The sequence below is a fragment of the Haloglycomyces albus DSM 45210 genome, from assembly GCF_000527155.1.
GTDB lineage: Bacteria > Actinomycetota > Actinomycetes > Mycobacteriales > Micromonosporaceae > Haloglycomyces > Haloglycomyces albus.
Map to the genome: position 1 here is coordinate 2,084,017 of NZ_AZUQ01000001.1, position 22,464 is coordinate 2,106,480.

General features: G+C 59.4%; 19 protein-coding genes, 1 tRNA gene and 1 riboswitch. Of the genes, 15 read left to right on the top strand and 5 right to left on the bottom strand.

Annotated features, from left to right (window positions below):
* Positions 1-705: 705 nt before the first annotated feature.
* From rpsE to HALAL_RS17620, 8 genes are all read left to right on the top strand, one after another.
* Positions 706-1,320 carry a 30S ribosomal protein S5 gene (rpsE, locus tag HALAL_RS0109780; protein WP_025273836.1) on the top strand — a complete coding sequence of 205 codons (615 nt, stop codon included), beginning with the start codon at positions 706-708 and terminating at the stop codon, positions 1,318-1,320.
* 12 nt (positions 1,321-1,332) lie between these two features.
* Positions 1,333-1,518, top strand: a complete 186-nt coding sequence (rpmD, locus tag HALAL_RS0109785) for a 50S ribosomal protein L30 (RefSeq protein ID WP_025273837.1) — start codon at positions 1,333-1,335, stop codon at positions 1,516-1,518.
* Complete coding sequence (gene rplO, locus HALAL_RS0109790) at positions 1,518-1,967, top strand: 50S ribosomal protein L15 (RefSeq protein WP_025273838.1); 450 nt, start codon at positions 1,518-1,520, stop codon at positions 1,965-1,967. Before rpmD ends, rplO begins: the two co-directional genes overlap by 1 nt.
* 336 nt (positions 1,968-2,303) lie before the next feature.
* Positions 2,304-3,641 carry a preprotein translocase subunit SecY gene (gene secY, locus HALAL_RS0109795; RefSeq protein ID WP_025273839.1) on the top strand — a complete coding sequence of 446 codons (1,338 nt, stop codon included), beginning with the start codon at positions 2,304-2,306 and terminating at the stop codon, positions 3,639-3,641.
* A gap of 261 nt (positions 3,642-3,902) precedes the next feature.
* Positions 3,903-4,529 carry an adenylate kinase gene (locus HALAL_RS0109800; protein WP_025273840.1) on the top strand — a complete coding sequence of 209 codons (627 nt, stop codon included), beginning with the start codon at positions 3,903-3,905 and terminating at the stop codon, positions 4,527-4,529.
* A gap of 49 nt (positions 4,530-4,578) precedes the next feature.
* Positions 4,579-5,415, top strand: a complete 837-nt coding sequence (map, locus tag HALAL_RS0109805) for a type I methionyl aminopeptidase (RefSeq protein WP_025273841.1) — start codon at positions 4,579-4,581, stop codon at positions 5,413-5,415.
* Between the two features lie 109 nt (positions 5,416-5,524).
* Positions 5,525-6,022, top strand: a complete 498-nt coding sequence (locus tag HALAL_RS17615) for a DUF1707 SHOCT-like domain-containing protein (protein WP_051462878.1) — start codon at positions 5,525-5,527, stop codon at positions 6,020-6,022.
* A gap of 12 nt (positions 6,023-6,034) precedes the next feature.
* Entirely contained in the window at positions 6,035-6,547 is a 513-nt protein-coding gene (locus HALAL_RS17620; protein ID WP_025273843.1) for a DUF1707 SHOCT-like domain-containing protein, read from the top strand.
* A gap of 50 nt (positions 6,548-6,597) precedes the next feature.
* Here HALAL_RS17620 and HALAL_RS0109820 read toward each other — a convergent pair.
* Together HALAL_RS0109820 and orn are read right to left on the bottom strand one after the other, a co-directional pair.
* A tRNA-His gene (locus tag HALAL_RS0109820) sits at positions 6,598-6,673 on the bottom strand.
* A 110-nt stretch (positions 6,674-6,783) separates the two neighbouring features.
* A complete protein-coding gene (gene orn / locus HALAL_RS0109825) occupies positions 6,784-7,458 on the bottom strand; it encodes an oligoribonuclease (protein ID WP_025273844.1) in 675 nt (224 codons plus the stop codon).
* Positions 7,459-8,071: 613 nt separating this feature from the next.
* On the opposite strand from orn, the gene HALAL_RS0109830 reads away from it, so the two are divergent.
* Positions 8,072-9,022, top strand: coding sequence for a sigma-70 family RNA polymerase sigma factor (locus tag HALAL_RS0109830; RefSeq protein WP_245598071.1), 951 nt, complete (start codon positions 8,072-8,074; stop codon positions 9,020-9,022).
* A gap of 450 nt (positions 9,023-9,472) precedes the next feature.
* On the opposite strand, the gene HALAL_RS17625 is transcribed toward HALAL_RS0109830, so the two are convergent.
* Both HALAL_RS17625 and HALAL_RS17630 read right to left on the bottom strand, forming a co-directional pair.
* Positions 9,473-10,525 carry a C40 family peptidase gene (locus tag HALAL_RS17625; RefSeq protein ID WP_025273846.1) on the bottom strand — a complete coding sequence of 351 codons (1,053 nt, stop codon included), beginning with the start codon at positions 10,523-10,525 and terminating at the stop codon, positions 9,473-9,475.
* Between the two features lie 7 nt (positions 10,526-10,532).
* Positions 10,533-10,710, bottom strand: a riboswitch (cyclic di-AMP (ydaO/yuaA leader).
* Positions 10,711-11,456: 746 nt separating this feature from the next.
* Positions 11,457-12,098: a MerR family transcriptional regulator gene (locus HALAL_RS17630; protein ID WP_084471943.1), complete on the bottom strand. Its 642-nt coding sequence runs from the start codon at positions 12,096-12,098 to the stop codon at positions 11,457-11,459.
* 101 nt (positions 12,099-12,199) lie between these two features.
* Between HALAL_RS17630 and argS the strand changes: the two genes are divergently transcribed.
* The 6 genes from argS (at position 12,200) to rho (ending at position 21,023) form a co-directional block, all read left to right on the top strand.
* On the top strand, positions 12,200-13,849 hold the full coding sequence (argS, locus tag HALAL_RS0109845) for an arginine--tRNA ligase (protein WP_025273848.1): 1,650 nt from the start codon (positions 12,200-12,202) through the stop codon (positions 13,847-13,849).
* 129 nt (positions 13,850-13,978) lie between these two features.
* Positions 13,979-15,376: a diaminopimelate decarboxylase gene (lysA, locus tag HALAL_RS0109850; RefSeq protein WP_025273849.1), complete on the top strand. Its 1,398-nt coding sequence runs from the start codon at positions 13,979-13,981 to the stop codon at positions 15,374-15,376.
* A 39-nt stretch (positions 15,377-15,415) separates the two neighbouring features.
* Positions 15,416-16,693 (top strand): homoserine dehydrogenase, encoded by a 1,278-nt coding sequence (locus tag HALAL_RS0109855; protein WP_025273850.1) that lies wholly within the window; start codon positions 15,416-15,418, stop codon positions 16,691-16,693.
* A 7-nt stretch (positions 16,694-16,700) separates the two neighbouring features.
* Positions 16,701-17,783, top strand: coding sequence for a threonine synthase (thrC, locus tag HALAL_RS0109860; protein ID WP_025273851.1), 1,083 nt, complete (start codon positions 16,701-16,703; stop codon positions 17,781-17,783).
* 3 nt (positions 17,784-17,786) lie between these two features.
* Entirely contained in the window at positions 17,787-18,671 is an 885-nt protein-coding gene (thrB, locus tag HALAL_RS0109865; protein WP_025273852.1) for a homoserine kinase, read from the top strand.
* A gap of 594 nt (positions 18,672-19,265) precedes the next feature.
* Complete coding sequence (gene rho, locus HALAL_RS0109870) at positions 19,266-21,023, top strand: transcription termination factor Rho (protein WP_025273853.1); 1,758 nt, start codon at positions 19,266-19,268, stop codon at positions 21,021-21,023.
* 82 nt (positions 21,024-21,105) lie between these two features.
* On the opposite strand, the gene HALAL_RS0109875 is transcribed toward rho, so the two are convergent.
* On the bottom strand, positions 21,106-22,443 hold the full coding sequence (locus tag HALAL_RS0109875; RefSeq protein WP_025273854.1) for a DUF6114 domain-containing protein: 1,338 nt from the start codon (positions 22,441-22,443) through the stop codon (positions 21,106-21,108).
* Positions 22,444-22,464 lie beyond the last annotated feature (21 nt).

Consider the following 22,464-nt stretch of genomic DNA (forward strand, 5'->3'; position numbering starts at 1 on the left):
ATCCAATGGATTGCCCTCGAGCTTCCTACCGCCTACGAACAGCAATCGGCTAACGATTGTTTCCGGCGTCGAGAACGTAAGTACTGGTAGATGCCAGTAGATCTGGCTGTCACGTCAGGAAAGATTCGACCGCCATACCGAACTTGCGATCTACCGATTGGTGACCTGCGGGTGTTTTAGCGCGGTGTGGCAGGAGAACTGGCCGTTTTTCAATCGCATCGTCCCCACGGATACGTCAACTAGCGAGCTTCCAGCGGAGCGTAGAGGCGGTAGAGCTGCCTGTACCTTCAAGAAAACTGGACCACCACGCATGCCCCTGACGTAACTGGCGAGCTTCGAGCGCAGCGCAGAAGCGGTAGAGCTGGAAAGGAGCTGGGGGCTGCTGAGGTGCTGCGAATTCGTGCGAGGAGGACTCGTAGCGGCCTTGTGGTCGCAAGAGGCCCCCGCAGCGCGAAGGCGTAGTGCCTCAGCAGCCCCCAGCGGTCACCCACCCACCAAGTGTGGAAGTTCACGTGGGGTCAATACCTTCGTTAGGGAGGCTTCAAGGCATAATGGTGAGGTTGCCCGTGTCATGGAGTCGATCGATGTGGTCGGCCCCGATTCAGGTAGCGATGTTCCGTTCGCTTGCGAACGGTACAGAAGTATAGAGCGAGTCGAACCCCATAACGGTGGGTTCGGCGTTTAGCAATGGAAGGAATCAGTCTCATGGCTGATGAGAAGCAACAAGGCGGTAAGGGAGACGGTAAGCGTCGTTCCCGCCGTGACGGCGGTGGCCGTGGTGGGGCGGAGAAGTCTCCGCACATCGAGCGCGTCGTCACCATCAACCGCGTATCCAAAGTCGTTAAGGGTGGCCGTCGGTTCACCTTCACCGCTCTCGTCGTCGTCGGCGACGGTGAAGGCAAGGTCGGTGTCGGTTACGGCAAGGCCAAAGAGGTGCCCTCCGCGATTGCCAAGGGTGTTGAAGAGGCCAAGAAGTCGTTCTTCAGCGTTCCCCGTATCGCGGGATCCATTCCGCACCCGGTCCAGGGTGAGGATGCCGCCGGCGTCGTCATGTTGAAGCCGGCCAGCGCCGGTACCGGTGTTATCGCCGGTGGACCCGTCCGCGCCGTGTTGGAGTGCGCCGGAATCCACGACATTCTGACGAAGTCGCTGGGTTCGTCGAACGCCATCAACATCGTGCACGCGACGGTTGACGCGCTGCGTCAGCTGGAGAGCCCGGAGTCGGTCGCCGCCCGTCGTGGCATGCCGCTCGAGGACGTCGCTCCCGCCGGCCTTCTGCGTGCGCGCGCTGAAGCCTCGACGCAGGCTGTACAGGCGTAAGGGGGTTTGGACATGTCAGAGTTGAAGATCACCCAGACCCGTTCGCTGATCAATAAGACCCCCAAACAGCGGGCCACGATCCAGTCGCTGGGACTGCGCCGTATTCGTCACTCGGTACTGCGCCCCGACACGCCGGACACCCGCGGCATGATCGCAATCGTCGACCACATGGTTGACGTCGAGGAGGTGGAGAAGTAATGGGTATTCGCATTCACGACCTCCGTCCGGCACCCGGCGCCAAGACCACCAAGCCTCGCGTTGGGCGCGGTGAAGCCTCGAAGGGTAAGACGGCCGGCCGCGGTACGAAGGGTACGAGGGCTCGCAAGACCGTACCGGCAGGTTTTGAGGGTGGCCAGATGCCGCTCCAGATGCGCCTGCCGAAGCTCAAGGGCTTCAAGCCCCACAACAAGGTCGTTTTCCAGGTTGTGAACCTGGACCGCCTAGTGGAACTGTTCCCTGAAGGCGGTCAGGTTGGTCCTGAGGAACTCATCGAAAAGGGAGTCTTGAACCGTAAAGAACGCATTAAGGTTCTCGGTCAAGGCGACCTGGAGGGTGTCAAGTTCGACCTCAAGGCTCACGCCTTCAGTGGTTCGGCCAATGACAAGATCACCGCCGCCGGCGGTACTTGTGAGGTCGTCGCCCGTTAAGGGAGCTGTGACGACCTGTGCTCTGCTCGTCCGCACCGAGGTGTTGGACGTAGGCTAAGACACAAGGGCGGCTGGGGATACCCAGCCGCCCTTTTTCACTGCCTCCAACTTGTATTCATCCCGTAACTCCTTGGGCGGCAATTTCGTTGACTTGCCAGGGTGGGTGTACTGCGATACTCACCACCTGCTAGGCTCACCTAGCGAGGATCGGTGTTTTGTGAACGCGGATTCTCGACAGACCTTGAAACCTATGAAGCCCGATTTTGGTCAATTGGGAACCCCACCCGATTGAGGCTCGCTTAAGGATCGACCCGGTCCTAACCAGGAGGAAATGCCTTGCTCTCCGCCTTCGTTAGCGCGTTCAAGACCCCTGACCTGCGCAAAAAAATACTCTTTACGCTTTTTATCATTGCGTTGTATCGTCTTGGGGCGCAAACACCGTCACCGGGCATTGACTATGCCACTGTGCAGGCATGTATCGCACCATTGCAGGATGCCGACAGTGACAGTGCCGGGGTCTTCGGTATTTTGAACCTGTTCACCGGTGGGGCCCTTCTGCAGTTGTCGGTGTTCGCCTTGGGTGTCATGCCCTACATCACGGCGTCGATCATCATGCAGTTGCTGACGGTGGTTATTCCCCGCTTGGAGCAGCTGCGTAAGGAAGGTCAGCCTGGGCAAGCCAAGATCAACCAGTACACCAGGTATTTGACGGTTGGCTTGGCGACCTTGCAGGCGGCCGGTTATATCGCGTTGGCAAGAAACGGAACCCTGATGGGGGCCGACTGTCCGGGTATGTTGCCGAACCTGTCTGATCAAGGAATTCCCTTCTGGTTGTCGATCGTCACCGTCGTAGCCGTTATGGTCGCGGGAACCACGATGATCATGTGGTTCGGTGAGCAGGTGACCGAACGCGGTGTCGGTAACGGTATGAGCCTGATGATCTTCGCTTCGATCGCGTCGGCGCTGCCAGGTCAGTTCTGGACGTTGCAGCAGACCGAGGGCTGGTTCCTCTTCGGGATCATCGTGGTCGTCGGTATCGCCATCATGGTCGCGGTCGTCTTCATCGAACAGTCGCAGCGTCGGATCCCCGTACAGTACGCGAAGAAGATGGTGGGGCGCCGGATGTACGGCGGCACCAACACCTATATCCCGATCAAGGTCAACCAGGCCGGTATCATTCCGGTCATCTTCGGTTCCTCGTTGCTGTACATCCCGACCCTGCTTCTCCAACTCAATCAGGGCAGTGACTCCGCTTGGGTCAGCTTTGTATCCACTTATCTGACCGACCAGGGCTCGTGGGTCTACATCAGCATGTACGCGCTGATGATCATCTTCTTCACGTACTTCTACGTGTCGATCACCTTCCGGGCCGACGACATCGCCGACAACATGAAGAAGGCCGGCGGCTTCGTCCCCGGTGTGCGCCCAGGTAAGCCGACGGCGTCTTACCTGCAGCAGGTTCTCTCCCGATTGACGTTCCCAGGGTCGATATACTTGGCCTTGATCGCGATTCTGCCGAACCTGGCGATCGTGATCATGGGTAATCAGGACCTGTTCGCACAGTTCCCCTTCGGTGGTACCTCGGTGCTGATCATGGTCGGTGTCGGTCTTGAATCGGTCCGACAGATCGAATCGCAGCTGGAGCAGCGTCACTACCAAGGCTTCCTGCGGTAATTAAACGTTGAAGACCGGTTCGCCGCTCGAGTTGCGAGCGGCGAACCGGTCTGTTTTATCCTCCCGCCATGTCGGGAGGGCGAGGTTCGCAAAGGCGCGGGCCGAAAGATAGATAAGCCATAAACTCCGCTGTGGCCTCGACAGGGAATGTCGCGGAAGGATACGTTTAAATCCCGTGCCCTTTCGAAGTGGCCGTACTTGCGGGTAGGCATTCGAACGGCATTCGCTGAGAACTCCGCAGTATTTGGGAAGGATATGTTTGTGCGATTGGTATTGGTAGGTCCCCCCGGGGCCGGTAAAGGTACCCAGGCCGGCATGATCGCCGAAAAGCTCAACGTCCCCGCCATCGCGACCGGCGACATCTTCCGCGCCAACGTGGCCGGGGAAACCGAACTGGGCCTCGAGGCAAAGCGGTACATGGACGCGGGCGACCTGGTTCCGGACGAGGTCACCAATAAGATGGTCGCCGACCGTCTGAACGAGGCCGACGCACAGGAGGGCTTCCTTCTCGACGGCTACCCGCGTAACACCGGCCAGGCGCAGTTCCTCGACGAGACCCTGGGAAGCCACGGCATCGACGTCGCTCTGGAACTGCGTGTGCCGGACGAAGAGGTCGTTCGTCGGCTCTCGGGGCGTCGCACCTCGACCGTCACCGGCAAGGTCTATCACGTGGAATTCAATCCTCCGCCGGAAGACGAGCGTGAGCACGTGAAGCAGCGTGACGACGACCATCCTGAGGCGATTCAAAATCGTCTAAAGGTCTTCCACGACCAGACCGCCCCCATTCTCGACTACTACTCCCAGCAAGGAAAGTTGCAGGGCGTCGACGCGGTCGGGGAACTGGATTCGGTAACCAAACGTATTATGAAGGCTTTGAAACTCGATTAGAGTCGGGTTTCGCCCTTTGTCGATTTAAATGCCGTAGGGAAGCGTGGACATGTTCCGTCGTCGTCAGAATATTCAAATCAAAAGCCTCGAGCAGATTCAGAAAATGCGTCGCGCCGGTCTGGTGGTGGCGGCGGTGCACCAGGCCATGCGGGATACGGCTGGACCCGGTGTGACGACCGGTGAGCTGGATCGTATTGCCGAGAAGGTGATTCGTGACGGCGGTGGGATTCCCTCATTCAAGGGCTACGACATCGGTTCGGGCCCCTATCCGGCCTCGATCTGTGCGTCGGTGAATGAGCAGATTGTTCACGCCATCCCAAGTGACGAGCGGGTTCTGCGTGATGGTGATGTGATTTCCATCGATGTCGGCGCGATCGTGGACGGCTGGCACGGGGACGCGGCCATCACCCTTGAAATCGGCGAGGTCACTCCTGAGGTCCACGCTCTCAACCAGGCGTGTGAGGCCTCCATGTGGGCCGGTATCCGAGCTGCCGCGACGGCAAAGCGCCTGGGCGGTATTTCGAACGCCGTTGAGCGTTCGGTCGACAGTTCGGGGAAGTACGGCATTGTCGAAGGTTTCGGTGGACACGGTATCGGGACCGAGATGCATCAGGACCCGCATATCCTCAATTACGGTGAACCGGGAGACGGCCCCAAACTCAAGCCTGGCATGTGCCTGGCGATCGAACCCATGATCACTCTTGGTTCTCCCGACACGATGGAACTGGACGACCAGTGGACCATCGTCGCTGAGGATGGATCGATCGCTGCCCACACCGAACACACCATTGCCCTGTTGGAGGACGGGTTGTGGGTTCTGACCGCTCCTGACGGCGGGGTGGACATGCTGGGAGACCTGGTATCCGCCATCGCCAAGCGCGAATAGCTTGATAATTCCTCACCATCCGGGGATCCGATTCTGACAGCACTGTGCCATAGTCATAATGTCTTGATGACGTCGCGGCGGCGAGATTCGTTAATGTCATACTATGAGCATGTCTACCGACCCCGGCAAGTATCGTATTTCCGATCGTGAACGTGAGCAAGCCGTTGAACTGCTGAACTCGGCCACTACTGAAGGGCGACTGACGATCGGGGAGTTCGACACCCGCTCAGCCCAGGTCTATGAAGCCCAGACCCGAGCGGAATTGGACTTGATATTCGATGACCTTCCCGTTGAGCTGCCTGGCGCACAAGGCGTGGTTCACGCCAATGACCATCGCCCGCTTGAAGGGTCATACGTGGAAAAGCGTGATGGCAAGGTCACGCGTGACGGTGAAGTAGTGGCCGACCAGGATGATACGAAGTCGTTGTCATTCATTGAGGCACTTCATCCGTTCTTGTGGGTCGGTTCCATCACTACATCCGTATGGTTGGCTACCTGGGTCGTCTCCGGCTCGATGAGCGCGTTCTGGCCGGCGTTTCCCATGGCGGTTCTCCTTGCCGTAGGGGTAGTGCGATATATAACGGGTACCGGGAATTGCGATGAATAGGTAAGGATAAGCATGGCCAATAAGAACAACGAGATCGGCGACGGCGGATTCGATGTGGCTAACTCTCCCCCGGAAACACGGCTGGGGCATCGTGAACGACTCTATTTGGATTCACTTCTTAATCGCTCGGTGGAGGACGGATATCTCGAACTGGACGAATATGAGAAACGTCTGGAAAACGTGTTTGACGCCAAGACCTTGGGCGCAGCCGAACGAGAGCTGGCCGACCTTCCCCTCTATCAACAGGCCGTGGCCGGCGGACAAGTGTCGCACGGTACACCCGCGTGGATTAAATGGGTTTGGTTCGGTCTTTCCATTCCCATGGCCACGACCACCAGTATCTGGATGGCTGTTTTCCTTCTTACTGGGGAGCACCAGAACATGTGGCCGATTTGGGTATTGATACCACTCCTCATTGCTGGTGGGGCCCTGACGATTGCCGAACGGTCGATCATCCGTCCCTGGTGGCAGGAGGAACAGCGCAAGCGACGTATGCGACGTGTCCGTAAGCGTTTCGACGACTGAAACTTTAAGGCATGAAAAAGGGCCCCACTTAAAAGTGAGGCCCTTTTGTCTGGGGCGATCGACGGGATTTGAACCCGCGACATCCTGGACCACAACCAGGTGCTCTACCTGCTGAGCTACGATCGCCATGGGTGGTTACCCGGTTGTTCGGCTTCCGGTGAGGAAACCCCGCAACCGGTACTCAATGATAGTCAATCGCTTCCGGCGGATTGACACCGGGGTGGGTGTTCGGCGTCTCAGTCCGAAGTGGCTTCTTTTTCTGATACCTCGTCGCTGGACGCGTCCCAGTTCCGAGCGGACACCTGAGCGGCTATCTCCGCCGCCTGCGTGCTGTTCGGCCCGGGGTGGGGAACAAACACGGCCTCTCGGTAGTAGGTCATCTCGTCGATGCTCTCTCGGATGTCGGCCAGCGCGCGATGTGCCATTCCTTTACCGGGCTGATTCTGGTACACGCGGGGGTACCACCGACGCGTCAATTCTTTGACGCTGGAGACGTCGATCATCCGGTAGTGGAGATGTGCTTCGAGCCGGGGAAGGTACTTTCTGATGAACAAACGGTCAGTGGCAATGGAATTGCCGCACAATGGAGCGGTATTGGCATCGGGAACGAATTGTTTGACGTAATCGGTCACTGCGATGTCGGCTTCGGACAAGGTGACCGTGGACGCGCGCACGGCGTCGGTGAGTCCCGATTCGGCGTGCATCGTAGAGACCACGGGGACCATGTTGTCGAGATGCTCGTCGTCGGCGTGAACGATGATGTCGATTCCTTCATCCAGTGGATTCAAATCAGCATCGGTGACGATGACGGCGATTTCAATGAGGGTTTCGGCCTCGGGGTCGAGACCGGTCATTTCACAGTCGGCCCAGACAAGTCGGTCGGATTTATTGTTGTTTCCGTTATTACTCACAGGGTTACTGTACGCGGTGGGATTGGAAACAACCGCACTTGGCGGCTTGACATTTATTCGCGCTTACCGTTATATTATTGGTCACTGTAGTTGACAGTTATAGTGTGTTTATTCAATTGTTACGTATTATCGCATGTCATGGTACGTGATTGGTGCCGCAATATAAATAGCTCTCGACTTTCGTGCAATAATGCGCGTGTACCTCTGGAGAGTAAGGGCCGCGACGAGGCGGGCCGCACAATGCGGTTGATGAAATCGACTGAATTGCGGCAAACATCTGACGGAGTTTACCTGTTGCCTCCGCGAAGATGTGCCTGTGTTGACAGTCACTGGAAATTCCTTGGAATAAGGTCGTCATGATCGTCCGTTGAATCCGTGAGGTAGATGAGCCTGTGCTTAAGCCGGCGATTCGACGGCAGTGAACAATGAGGTTGCTGCAGGTACCGTTCATCGGTCAAAGCTGTAAGCGTAAAGTAGGAGCAGTGGCGACGGTGGGGTATTGGTGGTGTAAGCGACACCCTGATTGTGGAATTCCCGGTGGTTGCACGGTCGTTGTAACAGGTACGCCGATTTTTACGGCGTGGGGGACGAGAACCTAGAGGAGACCTTGAGCGTGGACAACAACACTACACCCACCCTAACCACCGAAGAGGTCGCTGAAGAGCGGGACCTGGTAGGTGTCTACCTACACGAGATCTCGCGGACGCCGTTGTTGGACGCCGCCGCGGAGGTCGACTTGGCCAAGGCGATCGAAGCGGGACTCTATGCAGCCTACCTGCTTAAGGAGCGCACGGCACCCGAAGGTCTGAGTGATAAAGATCTCAAGCGACTGATCGAAGAGGGTGCTCGAGCGAAAGAGCAGTTCATCAAGGCCAACCTGCGACTTGTCGTATCCATAGCGCGGCGCTACGTACGCTCGGGTATGCCGATGCTGGATCTGATCCAGGAAGGCAACACCGGACTCGTGCGCGCGGTGGAGAAATTCGACTATGCCAGGGGCTATAAGTTTTCCACCTATGCCACCTGGTGGATCCGGCAAGCGATCAGCCGAGCGATCGCACAGCAAGAACGCACCGTACGTCTACCCGTGCATCTGGTAGAAGACGTCAACCGGATGCGCAATGTGACCCGACAACTCACTCGCGAGTTGGGCGGAGAACCCGATCCCGAACAGATCGCCAACGCACTCGGCGTGACCGTCGAGCGAGTCAACGAACTCATACGCTGGAGCCAAGACACCGTCTCTCTGGATACGCCCATCGGTGACGACGGGGATACGAACCTCGGGGACCTGGTGGCCGACTCCGACGAACCGGGACCGGAAGACCTCGTACTGGCCGGGCTGGAACGCCAGCGTATCGAAATGATGCTCAACCACCTGGACGAGCGTTCCGCCGGAATCGTGAAAGCCCGGTACGGCCTCGAAGACGGGCGGGAACACTCCCTGACCGAAGTGGCGCACCGCTTCCACCTATCCAGGGAACGCATCCGCCAACTGGAAATCCAGGCACTGGCCCGCCTGAAAGAGCTGGCAAACGATCAAATACTCGCCGAAGCCGCTTGATTGGTGAGGTGACCGCTCAGCTTGCCCCAGGCACTCCATATTTGCGCTGTGGGGGATTCTCACGACCTGAAGGTCGCGACGAATCTTCCTCGCGCAAATCTGAAGCACCTGGAACAACCTGAGCTCTTCTCCAGCTCTACCGCCGCTACACACGCGCCTGCGGCGCGATGTTAGCGGCTCGCCAGTTCCCTGAGACGTGCGCGCTGGTCGAGTTCCTCCCGAATGCACGGGCAGATCAACCGCTGCGTCGCACTTTCAGCGTCAGCGACCCGTCAGTTTGACACTCCTGGGAGAAAGTTCGGCGGAATTCCTTCCGTGGTCTTAAGCCTGAACGATTTCGATCCATTTAGTTTTGCCTACTCTGGCCCCAGACCCTGATGTTCGTCTTATTCGCATAAAAAGAGGCGACCGCTGGAATACCAGTCGGCCGCCTCGTAACGGTCGGTTGCGCTAAGCGCGTTTGTAACCGTCGATCGCCATCATGTCGACATTGGAGATCTTGACCGATTCACCGGGTTGCGGCGCGTGGACGACGTCGCCACCACCGATGTAGATTCCGACGTGGCTTTGCCCGTTGTAAAACACCAGGTCGCCCGCTTGGAGCTGGTCACGGGAAACAGAGCTGGTCTGATCCCACAAGGCCCACGTATTACCACTGACGTTGATTCCAGCGGATGAATAGGCGGCACTCACCAAACCGGAACAGTCGAACGCATCGGGGCCGGTGGCTCCGAAAACGTACGGCTTTCCGATTTGCGCCACGGCGAAGTCGGCGACGGCATTGCCGGTCTGTGCATCATGCCCTGCGGTATCGTCAGTGCTCTCCGAAGCCTCGGAGGTGTCTGAGCCGGAGTCGTCGGTTTCGGATTCTTCAGCAGCTTCCTCAGCGGCCTTCCGCTCGGCCTCCGCTTCCTCTGCCAGCTCCTTCTTCTCACGCTCGGCCTCTTCCTCAGCCTTCTTAGTGCTGGTGTAGGCGGCATGTGCGGTGGCGATATCGTCCGTCAAGTCCGTTAGGTGTCCGTGCGCACGATTGATATCGGTTTCCAACTCGTCGATAGTGTCGGAGGCGTCGAGCGCCTCGTCCTTTTTCTCATCGAGAATGTTGTTGACGTTGTAGAGATCGCTGACCTTTTGCTTCAGTGAGAGTTCGTCGTCGCGAAGTGTATCGGCCGCAACCTCGAACGCCGACGTATGCGTGTCGAACGTTTCAGCCGCGTCGTCGACGACCTCCTGCTCACGCTTGATTTGCGACTCCCAGGATTCCACTTGGTCGGAGACGTTCCCGAACTCATCGGTCAGGTCGTTCAAGTAGGTCTGGATTTCCTCGCTGGACATTTCACTGTAGTCGACGGAGGTGGGAGCGCTGTCGGCTGAAGCCGGGGTAGCGCCGAAAACTGCGGCGCCACCGACTCCGAGCAAGCCGGCGCCCACAATGGCGATGGAACGTCGTATTAGCGGGTGGCCGGCATGCTGCGCATGCGGTGAGTTGTTTTCGATTGGCACGAAGGAGCCTTTCCTCATCTTCCGCCTACCGGGTTAGCTGTCGGGTTCGGGCTGAAGAGGAAAGCCCTACGCACTGGGGTCCGTGCGATTCACCCCGGATGTCGCATAACAGGGGAAACGGCTGTACGCCGTTGCGCGACGGGTGGGTCCCCGGTCCGGGCGACCGATTCAGTCGAATCGGAAGTCTGGTTCGGCGGTCCGCTCGGGTGGATCGGGTCGATCCGCTGTTTCCCGGTCGGAACGAGAATGACCCTACTGTTTTAAAAAATTTGCGCCAAGGGATGTGTGAAAATCTCGACAAGGTGGACTGAGAGAAATGATCGAGTGGTCAGAGTAATCATCCGAACGTTGGAGGGGAACAGGCCATACGTCCGAGGAGCATCACATAAAAGAAAGGTGAATCAGTCCAATTGTTGGTGTTGGAGCCAATTAAAAATTGGTCGGTGAACAGTTACTGAATTCGACATATCACTTAATCTAGATGCAATATCCGCTGCTGCCCAACGAGCTGCAAACGCTGAAACGACGATATGGCTACCGGTGCTTTAGCAAAACGCCTGACCACCCACGTACTTTCAACCGGTGCGCTTCCGGCGAAGCCCAGAAGGTACGGCTGCCTGTGTTTTCTGCAGAGCTTAATCACGAGTCTGTTCCCACGGATAAACCAACTGGCGAGCCGCCAACACCGCGCGCAGTGCGTGTGTATGCGGCGGTAGAGCTGCCTGTACCTTCAAGATAACTCGACCAACACGCATTACCCCTGACGCAACTGGCGAGCTTCGAGCGCAGCGCAGAAGCGGTAGAGCTGGAGAGGAGCTGGGGGCTGCTGAGGTGCTGCGAATTCGTGCGAGGAGGATTCGTAGCGACCTCCAGGTCGTGAGAATCCCCCACAGCGCGAAGGCGTAGTGCCTCAGCAGCCCCCAGCGGTCACCTACCCACCACGTTGGTGCCAGGAGCTCGCCGCCGTGTGCGCTATTCGGTGCAATGTGGACATTAGGGTTTCGCCTATGAGGAGAGACGTCACCGCCCATTCGGCATCCAGTTCGCCCTCGCTGGCGGTGGCTCGGTCGATGATGTCCAGGTCTCCGGCCGCCAGTTGTGCGGCCGCGTTGGCGATCATGGTGAACAGTTCGGGTGTGTCGGGGTAGCCGAGTGTGTAGTAGGCGGTCAGGATCGCCAGCAGTGAATCGCGATAGGTTTCGGGAGCGTAGTCCTCCCAATCGTGTTCCCGTAGCAGGCGATCTGCGGTTTGCTGTGCTTGTTGTACTGCGGTTTCGGGGGCTTTGGTGGGATGTGGCGTATGGTGTGTGGCGGCCAGTCCGGCGGCCATGGCTTGGTGCACACTCCCACCGAATCGGTTGATCGCCCCGAGGACCTCCTTGATCTGGGAGATCGTCAGGTTCGTGGTATCGGCCAGCGTGCGTATCAAAAGGAGGCGGTGGATATGTGATGCGTCATAGGACATGCTCCGATCGGACGTCTCCACGCCACGCGGGAGAAGTCGCTCGCGTACGTAGTACTTGATCGTGGCCACCGGTATTCCCGTGACCTGCGATAGTTCCCCTATCCTCATGTATCCAGTGTACGGCCCGGAGGGAGCGGGGACATGCGACCTCGAACATTCCCGCAATAAACCATTCGAGTCGGTGGAGAGCGGAACGGTACAGTTGGGCTGTGACTCCAGAATCGCTCGCAGAAAAGGTCCTGTCCGCCACCGTGACGGCGTTCAACGCCGCCGGTCTTGACACGTCGGTGCTTCCGGCGAAGACCACCGTAGAGCGACCCCGAAATCCCGAGCACGGCGACTACGCCTCTACTATCGCCCTACAGTTGGCGAAGAAGGCGGGCACTCAACCGCGTTCGTTGGCCGAACAGATCGCCGCGGAACTCGTTGACGCGGAAGGCATTGAATCCGTCGAACTGGCCGGGCCAGGGTTTCTCAACATCACTCTCGCGGCCGGTGCGGCCGGAGAAATCGTGGGAACGATCGTGGGGCAAGGTGCCAAGTTCGGCACCAATACCACCATGAACAGCGACCGGATCAATCTGGAATTCGTCTCGGCCAACCCCACGGGTCCGGTGCATTTGGGCGCCACCCGGTGGGCGGCGGTCGGCAACGCTCTCGCTCGCGTGATGCAGGCATCGGGAGCCGAAGTGGTCCAGGAATACTACTTCAACGACGCCGGAGCACAGATCGACCGTTTCGCCGAGTCGCTGTACGCCATTGCTCAGGGGCGTGACATCCCCGAAGACGGGTACGCCGGGGCTTACATGGAAGACATCGCGCAGGAAATCGTGGACAACAATCCCGATATTCTTGAGTCGGACAATGCGCTGCGGACTTTCCGAAACGAGGGAATCGACCTCATGTTCGCCGATATCAAGCGTTCTCTCGCTGACTTCGGTGTCGAGTTCGATGTGTACTTCAACGAGCGTGACCTGCATGAATCGCACGCCCTTGAGGACGCCCTCGAAAAGTTGTCCGCCGCCGGCCACGTCTTCGAGAAGGACGGGGCCACCTGGCTGCGCACGACGACCTTTGGAGACGACAAGGATCGTCCCCTGAAGAAGTCGGATGGGGCGTGGACCTATTTCGCCGCCGACTGCGCGTATTACCTCAATAAACGTAAACGGGGATTCGAACACAACGTCATCATGCTGGCGGCCGATCACCATGGCTATGTCGGTCGCATGAACGCCATGACGCAGTGCTTCGGTGACAATCCCGCGCACCTTGAGCTCATCATCGGGCAGTTCGTCAATTTGCTGAAAGACGGGCAGCCGGTCCGCATGTCCAAGCGTGCCGGAACCGTCGTCACCTTGGACGACGTTGTGGAGCAGATCGGCGTCGACGCCACGCGTTACGCCTTGGCCCGTTACAGTATGGACACACCCATCGATCTCGACATTGATCGGTGGACGCGCCACAACAGCGACAATCCGGTGTATTACGTGCAGTACGCGCACGCTCGGATCAGCGCCGTTATTCGCAACGCCGCTGAAAAGGGCATTATTCTGGGTGGGACCTACCGGGCCGAAGAGCTCACTCACGAGCGCGAGCTTGACCTGTTGAAGGAGCTCGCCGAGTTCCCGAACGTGGTGGCCAGTGCGGCCGAGCTGCGGGAAATCCACCGTGTCGCGCGTTATGCCGAAGGGCTTGCGGGTGCCTACCACCGGTTCTACTCTGAGTGCCGGATTCTTCCCCGCGACGGCGAGAAGCTGACCGAGACCGGTCTGTCGCGATTGTGGCTGGCCGAGGCCACCCGTATCACCTTGCGGAACGCTCTCCGCATGCTGGGTGTGTCGGCTCCCGATCGAATGTAGGGGCTTTCGACACGACCCACATCGTGGACAGGACGCCGTCAAGGCAACACCCGCTGGACCCGACGCGTTACGCTGGTCGGGTCCATATCGCTTTCTAGACCATCAGCACAGAGCACCCAAGGACACACGATGCGCGCCCATGAAGCCGGAGCCCTGCACGGAGACTTCACCGGACTCCGCCCCTCCTGGTTGACCGTACCGGTCGACGTCAATGAATTGCACGGTTATCTATGGCCCCAGAACGTTTCCCGCGATGATCGGGGTGAACTGACCGTGGCCGGTCATTCCGTCAGCGAACTGGCCCGGCAGTACGGAACGCCCGCGTATTTCTTCGACGAGGGGGATTTCCGTACCCGGTGTCACCGCTGGGCTGAGGCCTTCGACTTCGCCGACGTCTACTATGCCGCCAAGGCCTTCTGTTCCAAGGCCGTACTGCGCATCGTCGCCGAATACGGATTCAAAGTCGACGTGTGCACCGAAGGCGAAATGGTCGTGGCCCTCACGGCGGGAATCGAACCGAGCAATATCGGACTACACGGCAATAATAAATCCGATTCCGAGCTCACCCTGGCGCTGAAGCATGGAATCGGGCGTATAGTGGTCGATTCCTTCGATGAGATCCACCGCCTGGAACAACATGCCGCCGCGCTCGGTGTCCGTCCTCAACTGATGGTCCGAGTCAACGTTGGAGTGGAAGCGCATACTCACGAATACATCGCGACGGCTCATGAAGATCAAAAGTTCGGATTCAGCCTGACCGACGGCGACGCGTATGCCGCCGCCGATCGCATCATCCGTAGCGAGCACCTCCAACTAGTGGGTCTGCACACTCATATTGGGAGCCAGATTTTCGACACCTCCGCGTTCGAGGTCTCCGCACAACGCGCACTGCGGCTACACGCCAGGTTGCAGCGAGAGCACGGGGTCAACCTGCCGGAATTGGACCTCGGAGGTGGGTATGGAATCGCTCTGAACAGCCAGGACGATCCACAACCGCCTGAGGACATCGCCGATGGTCTGCGGGCGATTATCGCCGAGGAGTCGGCCGCCGCCGGAATCGACCAGCCGCGGATTTCCATTGAACCGGGGCGGAGTCTCATCGGCCCCAGCATGTTCACTCTCTACACCGTGGGGACGGTCAAACCGGTTCGCCTGTCGGGAGGTACCGGACGCCTGTACGTGTCGGTGGACGGCGGTATGAGCGACAACCTTCGTCCTGCGCTGTACGATGCGTCGTATTCCGCGACGCTGGCGTCTCGGGCCGACACCTCGACTGCGTCCCTCGCCCGTGTGGTGGGCAAACACTGCGAAGCGGGCGATATCGTCGTCAAAGACGAGTTTCTCCCCTCGGACATCGCCGTGGGAGACCTGCTGGCCGTCCCGGGGACCGGGGCGTATTGCCGATCCATGGGATCGAACTACAACCACATTCCCCGTCCTCCAGTCATCGCCGTCACCAGGGAGGGAAGTCGCCCCATCGTTGCCCGCGAAACCATAGAGGATCTCCTCCGACTTGACGTCGGTTGAAGCGAAACGCTGACGAAAGTACAACGAAAGGTAAGTTCAATGAAACTCGCGCTACTCGGATGCGGCACCGTCGGCAGTGAAGTCGTACGCCTCATGCGAATGCGCGCCACTGAACTTGCCAATCGCATCGGAGAGCCGCTGGAGATCGCCGGGGTGGCCGTCCGTCGTGCCGGGAAGGATCGTTCCCACCTGGGACTCGACCCCGATCTGTTCACTACCGACGCCACCGAGCTGATCAAACGTCCCGACATCGATCTCGTGGTGGAGGCGGCCGGGGGGATCGAACCGGCCAAGACCTGGATCACCACGGCTTTGTCGGAAGGCAAGAGTGTCGTGACGGCCAATAAGGCGCTTCTCGCTTCGGACGGTCCGGCACTTGCGGCAGCGGCCGAGTCCGGCCGTGCCGATCTGTATTACGAAGCGGCCGCCGCCGCGGCGATACCGCTCATGCGGCCGTTGCGTGACTCCTTTCAAGGCGACACGATCAATGCGGTGCTGGGAATCGTCAACGGGACGACCAACTACATCTGCACTCGGATGACCGAGGCGGGGATGTCGTTCGGAGAAGCGTTGGCCGAGGCCGGTGACCTGGGGTATGCGGAAGCTGATCCCAGTGCCGACCTCGACGGTTACGACGCGGCCGCCAAGGCGGCTCTGATCGCGTCGTTGGCCTTTCATACGCATATCGATCTCGGTGACGTTCACCGCGAAGGCATCTCGTCGCTCACGTCCGCCGACATTGCGGCGGCCACGGCGGATGGACGGGTCATCAAACCGCTGTGCATCGCCACCCGGGACGACGACGGTATCTCGGTGCGCGTGCATCCGGCGATGATTCCGCGCCACCATCCGTTGGCCAATGTGAACGGAGCCTACAACGCGGTGTTCATCGAGGCGGAGTCCGCTGGGCAACTGATGTTCTACGGGGCCGGAGCGGGTGGTACGGAAACCGCCTCGGCTGTCCTGGGTGATATCGTCACCGTGGCTCGTAACCGGCGTAGCGGTGCTCGCGCCTTCCCACCGGAAGCGGCGTGGCAGGAACGGCCCGTGAAGGAAATCGGACAGGCGCTCACGCGCTATTACGTCAGCCTTGACGTCGTCGATGAACCCGGGGTACTGGCTCGGGTGGCCTCCACCTTTGCGCATCATGGTGTGTCCCTGGCCACGGTCAGTCAGACCGGGCACGGGGAGGACGCACAGCTCGTCGTCGTTACGCACCTTGCGCCGGACGCCGAGCTGGCCGCCACCTTGGAGGAACTCAAGCAATTGGCTCTCGTGCGACACGTGAGCTCAACCATGAGAGTTGAAGGAGAATAGGGCACTCATGTCCGACGGTTCCATGTCACAGCACGAATTCACGGGATGGCCGGGGCTCATTCGCCGGTACCGCGATCGATTGCCCGTCAGCGCCGATACTCCGGTCGTTACCCTCCAAGAGGGAAACACTCCGCTGGTTCACGCTCCCGCCTTGTCGGAGCGAGTCGGTTGTGACGTGTATTTGAAGGTCGAGGGGCTGAATCCCACCGGGTCCTTTAAAGACCGTGGCATGACGATGGCCGTATCTAAAGCTCTCGAAGCCGAGTCGCGGGCCGTGATCTGTGCGTCGACGGGGAACACCTCGGCCTCGGCGGCGGCTTATGCGGCCCGGGCCGGGCTGACCTGTGCGGTCTTGGTTCCCGAAGGGAAGATCGCGCTCGGCAAACTGGCTCAGGCCTTGGTGCATGGGGCGGAGTTGCTGCAGGTCAGCGGTAACTTCGACGATTGCCTCACCATTGCCGACGAGCTGTCGCGCAATCACCCGGTCACTTTGGTCAATCATTTGAACCCCAATCGGATCGAAGGGCAGAAGACAGCCGCCTGGGAAGTGGTCGAACGGCTCGGCGACGCTCCGGATCTCCATGTTCTTCCGGTCGGTAACGCCGGCAATATCACCGCGTACTGGGCCGGATACGAACGGGACGTCGAGGACGGCAATGCGAGTCGCTTGCCGGTCATGCTCGGAGTGCAGGCGAGTGGAGCTGCGCCGATCGTCAATGACCGCAGGGTAAAAGACCCGCGAACCATTGCCACGGCTATTCGTATCGGTAATCCGGCCTCCTGGGACAAGGCCCTGGCGGTTCGCGACGCTTCGGCCGGGGAGATCATTGCCGCCACCGATCGTGAGATCCATGCCGCTTACATGTTCTTGGCCCGTTCCGAAGGCGTGTTCGTGGAACTGGCGTCGGCCGCCAGTGTCGCGGGTCTGTTGCAGCAGGCGGAGGCCGGGAACATCACGCCGGGACAGACGATCGTCTGCACTCTGACCGGAAACGGGTTGAAAGACCCCGACTGGGCCGTTTCGACGGCGCCGCAACCGACTCTCGTGCCCGTCGATGCCGAGGCGACCGCTGAAGTGTTGGGGTTGTAAGGAATGAGAGATTCGTCTACGGCCCTGGTTCCGGCCACGAGCGCCAATCTGGGGCCGGGTTTCGACAGCCTTGGATTGGCACTGTCCGTGCACGACACCGTCACCGCTACCCGAGTCGACAGTGGAGTACGTGTCGAGATCGATGGTCCGGCCGACGGTCTGCCTCGCGACGAAAGCCACCTCATTGCCGCCACGATCATGACCGCTTCAGAACGTCTGGGGCATCCACTGCGGGACTTCGAACTCCACTGTGTCAATCGTATTCCTCACGCGCGGGGAATGGGGTCGTCCTCCGCCGCCATCAGTGCCGGGGTCCTCTTGGCCGACTCGCTGCTGGAGACCAAGATGACCAATGGGGAAAAGGTGGCCCTGGCCAGTGAGATCGAGGGGCATCCGGATAATGTGGCTCCCTGCCTGCTGGGCGGGTTCACCATTGCCTACCTTGGGGAGACAGGTGCCCGTGCGGTGTCGCGTCGAGTCCACGAACGGGTCCGTCCCGTGGTTTTCGTCCCTCAGATGCAGGGGCTGACCGAGACGGCGCGGGCCGCGCTTCCGGCGACGGTTCCCTATACCGACGCCGTGTTCAATCTGTCTCGCTCGGCCTTGCTGGTCGAGGCGTTGACGTCGGAGCCGGATCTGTTGTGGGAGGCGACGGCGGATCGGATTCATCAGCCGTATCGGGCCAATGGAATGCCCGACGCCTGGGAGTTGGTACGCAGGCTGCGGGAACAGGGGTTCGCCGCGGCGATTTCCGGGGCCGGACCGTCGGTCATCGTGCTGTGCGACAGAGAAAGTGAGTCTCCGGGTGAATGTGAGGACTGGGAGAGACTGGAACTTGACGTCGGTCCGGGAGCCTGTGTCCTCGATGAGAGCCCGGGAAAATCGTGAGTATCGTGTCGCGGGAAGCGCTATCGGCCTCGGCGGAGTAGTTGACGTCTCAATTTTCTTTCCCGCCCCTATTGGTCATTCGGATACACATGCGCTATCATTAACCCCATAAGAGAGCCTTGTATGAAAACAGGTTCATGGCAGGCCGCTAGGAGCGGGTTCGTCAATCGATCTTCTCCCACGACACAGAAGCCAAGGACACTTTGAATAAGGCTCATCCACCCAGTGTCGTAGCATCTAAATCTAGAGGCTATGCTTATAATCACAACGGCCGCGACGCATCTAGCGTACGCTGGATCTCTGGTTTCTGCTCTACTACCTCCGCGCACATTCCGTTGCGGACAAACGGATTGGCGAGCAGACAGCTGCAAAGGCACACAATGTGGGAAACATTCGCCGCGTGACAGCTGAATCTATGACCAGTTGCTTGGCATCGTGGCTATTTGAGAACGTGGGCACGGTATTTCATTCTCGTAACTCGTGTCCGCTAAGGGAAGGAATCCATTGAGCGACACCACCGGCACATCGTCGGACCAGAAGAGCAGCGCTAAAACAACTACTAAACGCCGCCGGCCTGGGACGGGATTGGCCTCTATGCTGATGCCTCAGCTGCAGCAGATGGCGAGCAACATGGGCATCACCGGCGTGGGCCGGATGCGCAAGAGCGAACTGATCACTGCGATCAAGGCCGCCGAGGAGGCGGCTCAAGACGCTGGTGGCAGTGCAGAACAGGAGGCCCTACCAGTGCCTGACTCCGATAATCCGTCTACCGTCGATGAAAAGGAAAGCTCGGGGGTGGAGACGGCACAGCGTGGGAGACGACGCTCCGCACGCCAGACCAATGCCCCAGAGCAGGAAGACAACGTTAGCGCCGCTTCTGAATCCGAAGGCTCCGAGAATCAGTCCAGCGAAACCGCATCTGAGTCGGTTGAGCAGGTGCGGCGTGGAACCCGTCGTCGCCGTCGGGGCAACGACAGCGACTCCGGTGGTTCCGCACCGCAGCAGTCGTCCACGGAACAGTCTGAGAAGAGCTCCGATGACGACGACAATGGACGCCGTCGGCGCCGCGATTTTGACAACAACCGAGGCAACTACCGCGACCGCCGGAAGCGCCGCGATCGCACCGACCGGGATCGCCGTCGCGGCGGCTACCGGGACCGCAATGACGACAATCGGTCGAATTTCGGTGACGATCGGCGCGATCAGCGCAATGACGACGATTTGCTTCCGGTTGCCGGAATTTTGGACATCCTGGAGAACTACGCTTTCATTCGAACCACCGGATATCTCGCAGGTTCGGAAGATGTGTATGTGTCAATGGCGCAGGTGCGCCGCAATAAACTCCGCCGCGGTGACGCGGTTACCGGTGCGGTCAAGCCGCACCAGGAAAACCAGGGCGGAAAACGCCGCGAGAAGTACAACCCGTTGGTTCGTCTGGATTCCGTCAACGGGATGGATCCGGAGGAGGCGAAGCGTCGCGATGAGTTCTACAAGCTGACGCCGCTGTATCCGGATGAGCGCCTGCGTTTGGAAACCGAACCGAACAACCTCACCGGCCGCGTCATCGATTTGGTAACGCCCATCGGTAAGGGACAGCGCGCCTTGATCGTCTCGCCTCCGAAGGCTGGTAAGACGATGGTGATGCAGTCGATCGCGAACTCCATCACCACCAACAATCCTGAATGCCATTTGATGGTGGTACTGGTCGACGAACGGCCCGAAGAGGTCACCGACATGCAGCGTTCGGTGAAGGGCGAGGTCATTTCGTCCACCTTCGACCGTCCACCGTCGGATCACACCACTATCGCCGAACTGTCCATTGAACGCGCCAAGCGGTTGGTGGAACTGGGGCACGACGTCGTTGTCCTGTTGGATGGAATTACCCGTTTGGCTCGCGCTTACAACAACGCGACTCCGGCTTCCGGACGCATCATGTCCGGTGGTATCGATACCACTGCCTTGTACCCGCCCAAGAAGTTCCTGGGTGCCGCCCGCAACATTGAAGGCGGCGGTTCGCTCACGATTGTGGCGACGGCTCTGGTGGAGACCGGTTCGATGGGTGACACGGTCATCTTCGAAGAATTCAAGGGAACCGGTAACTCCGAGCTGAAACTGGACCGGAAGATCGCGGAGAAACGGCGTTACCCGGCTGTCGACGTTCACGCGTCGTCCACTCGTAAGGACGACCTGATGATGAGCTCCGACGAGCAGGCCGTCATGTTGAAGTTGCGCCGAGTCCTGGCGTCGCTGGAACCGCAACAGGCCATTGACCAGCTCTTTGACCGTCTTAAGAAGACTCAAACGAACGCCGAGTTCCTGATGCAGATCGTCAAGACGACTCCTGGGGAATAGGCTTCGAACCTAAGCGTAAGGGGCGGCGATCCAATCACGGATCGCCGCCCCTTACGCTGTACGTCGTACAGGGCCGTCGCCTCTACTCGACCGGTTCGTTGATCGTCGGCAGTTCGATGACGTCACCACGAACGTAGGTCGTCACGGATTGGGCCTCGGTCAATACCAGGTACGGGGGGACAACCGGCATGGGATTGTCCACAGTCACCTTGATCGGCAGAATTCCGAAGGCCAGACCCTCCGTGGAGAGCGCGTACAGTTCGACGTTTCCCTTCAATTCGGCGGTGGTTCCCGGGTTCTTGACGTGTATATCCTTGTCGCTACCGGGGACGGCGGCGGCCGCCTGATCCATTTCCTCCAAATACAGGGAATCCATGGTGAACTTCATGGCTTCCACGGGACCGTCGTTCGTCTGGATCTCGACGATTCCGTCGTAGGTCACCCACACCATGGTCATCTTGTCGGCCGTGATGGTGGTGAGATCCGAAGCGGCGACCGGGGGGCCGTCGGCGTATTTCGGTTCCGACTCGTAGTCGTCGTCCTCCATACACTCTTCCAGAACCTCGGCGGCCTCTTCGGCGTCGCCGGAGCCCAATTCGATTTCACCATCGGGCATCTTATCGGGTTCGCAGGTGGCGTCCGACTCTTCGTCGTCGCCTTCCCCCTCGTCCTCTTCGGACTCCTCTTCGTCCGAATCGGTGTCCTCGCCCTCATCCGGGTCGGTTTCGCCCTCCTCGGGGAGATCGTCCGACTCCTCGTCCGAGCCCTCCTCAGAGTCCTCGTCTCCGGAGTCGTCCTCATCGTCGCAGAAAAGGGGAATCAAGCACCAGTTGGAATCTTGGGCGTAGGCCGGTTCGCTGGGAACGGCTACCGCCAAAGCGAGCACGACGGCCGCGACCACAGCGGAGGCGGACACGGCACCCGAGGTGCCCTTCTCACCGTCCTTCTGCGTCTCGACCGTGGTCTCGTCGGCAGTGGAATCGGAGTCGTCAGCGGACCCGTCCACGGCCTCGTCCCACAGCTCATCCTCGGATTTGGGTGGGGTCCAGGCGAAAATGAGTCCGCCACCGATGACTATCAACAGCATTCCGATGACGAACCCACCCAGGTTGGCAACAGGCATGGACGCCAAACCCGCGATGACGATCAAGATTCCGGTGACCGTGCGCATCTGGTTTTGAAACCACGACACGAGCACCATACACAGCACCGTCACGCAGATGACGAGCGTACCGAGCTCACCGATTCCACGGATGAAACTGATACTGATCATGCCGCCCAAGACGAGATAGAGTTCCAGCGCTCCGAGAAGCGCGATCAGCCCACCCCAGAAGGGACGTGTGCGTCGCCAGCGGCGCCAGGATCTCCAAGCCCGCCGCAACCACGCGACCTTCTCCTCCGGGGATTCATCCTTGGGCATCTACATTACCTCCCTTGCGAT

Coding starts and splice junctions, on each gene's coding strand:
- rpsE (WP_025273836.1), top strand. CDS start 706: ATGGCTGATGAGAAGCAACAAGGCGGTAAGGGAGACGGTAAGCGTCGT.
- rpmD (WP_025273837.1), top strand. CDS start 1,333: ATGTCAGAGTTGAAGATCACCCAGACCCGTTCGCTGATCAATAAGACC.
- rplO (WP_025273838.1), top strand. CDS start 1,518: ATGGGTATTCGCATTCACGACCTCCGTCCGGCACCCGGCGCCAAGACC.
- map (WP_025273841.1), top strand. CDS start 4,579: ATGTTCCGTCGTCGTCAGAATATTCAAATCAAAAGCCTCGAGCAGATT.
- HALAL_RS17615 (WP_051462878.1), top strand. CDS start 5,525: ATGTCTACCGACCCCGGCAAGTATCGTATTTCCGATCGTGAACGTGAG.
- HALAL_RS17620 (WP_025273843.1), top strand. CDS start 6,035: ATGGCCAATAAGAACAACGAGATCGGCGACGGCGGATTCGATGTGGCT.
- HALAL_RS17630 (WP_084471943.1), bottom strand. CDS start 12,098: ATGAGGATAGGGGAACTATCGCAGGTCACGGGAATACCGGTGGCCACG.
- lysA (WP_025273849.1), top strand. CDS start 13,979: ATGCGCGCCCATGAAGCCGGAGCCCTGCACGGAGACTTCACCGGACTC.
- HALAL_RS0109855 (WP_025273850.1), top strand. CDS start 15,416: ATGAAACTCGCGCTACTCGGATGCGGCACCGTCGGCAGTGAAGTCGTA.
- thrC (WP_025273851.1), top strand. CDS start 16,701: ATGTCCGACGGTTCCATGTCACAGCACGAATTCACGGGATGGCCGGGG.
- thrB (WP_025273852.1), top strand. CDS start 17,787: ATGAGAGATTCGTCTACGGCCCTGGTTCCGGCCACGAGCGCCAATCTG.
- rho (WP_025273853.1), top strand. CDS start 19,266: ATGCTGATGCCTCAGCTGCAGCAGATGGCGAGCAACATGGGCATCACC.
- HALAL_RS0109875 (WP_025273854.1), bottom strand. CDS start 22,443: ATGCCCAAGGATGAATCCCCGGAGGAGAAGGTCGCGTGGTTGCGGCGG.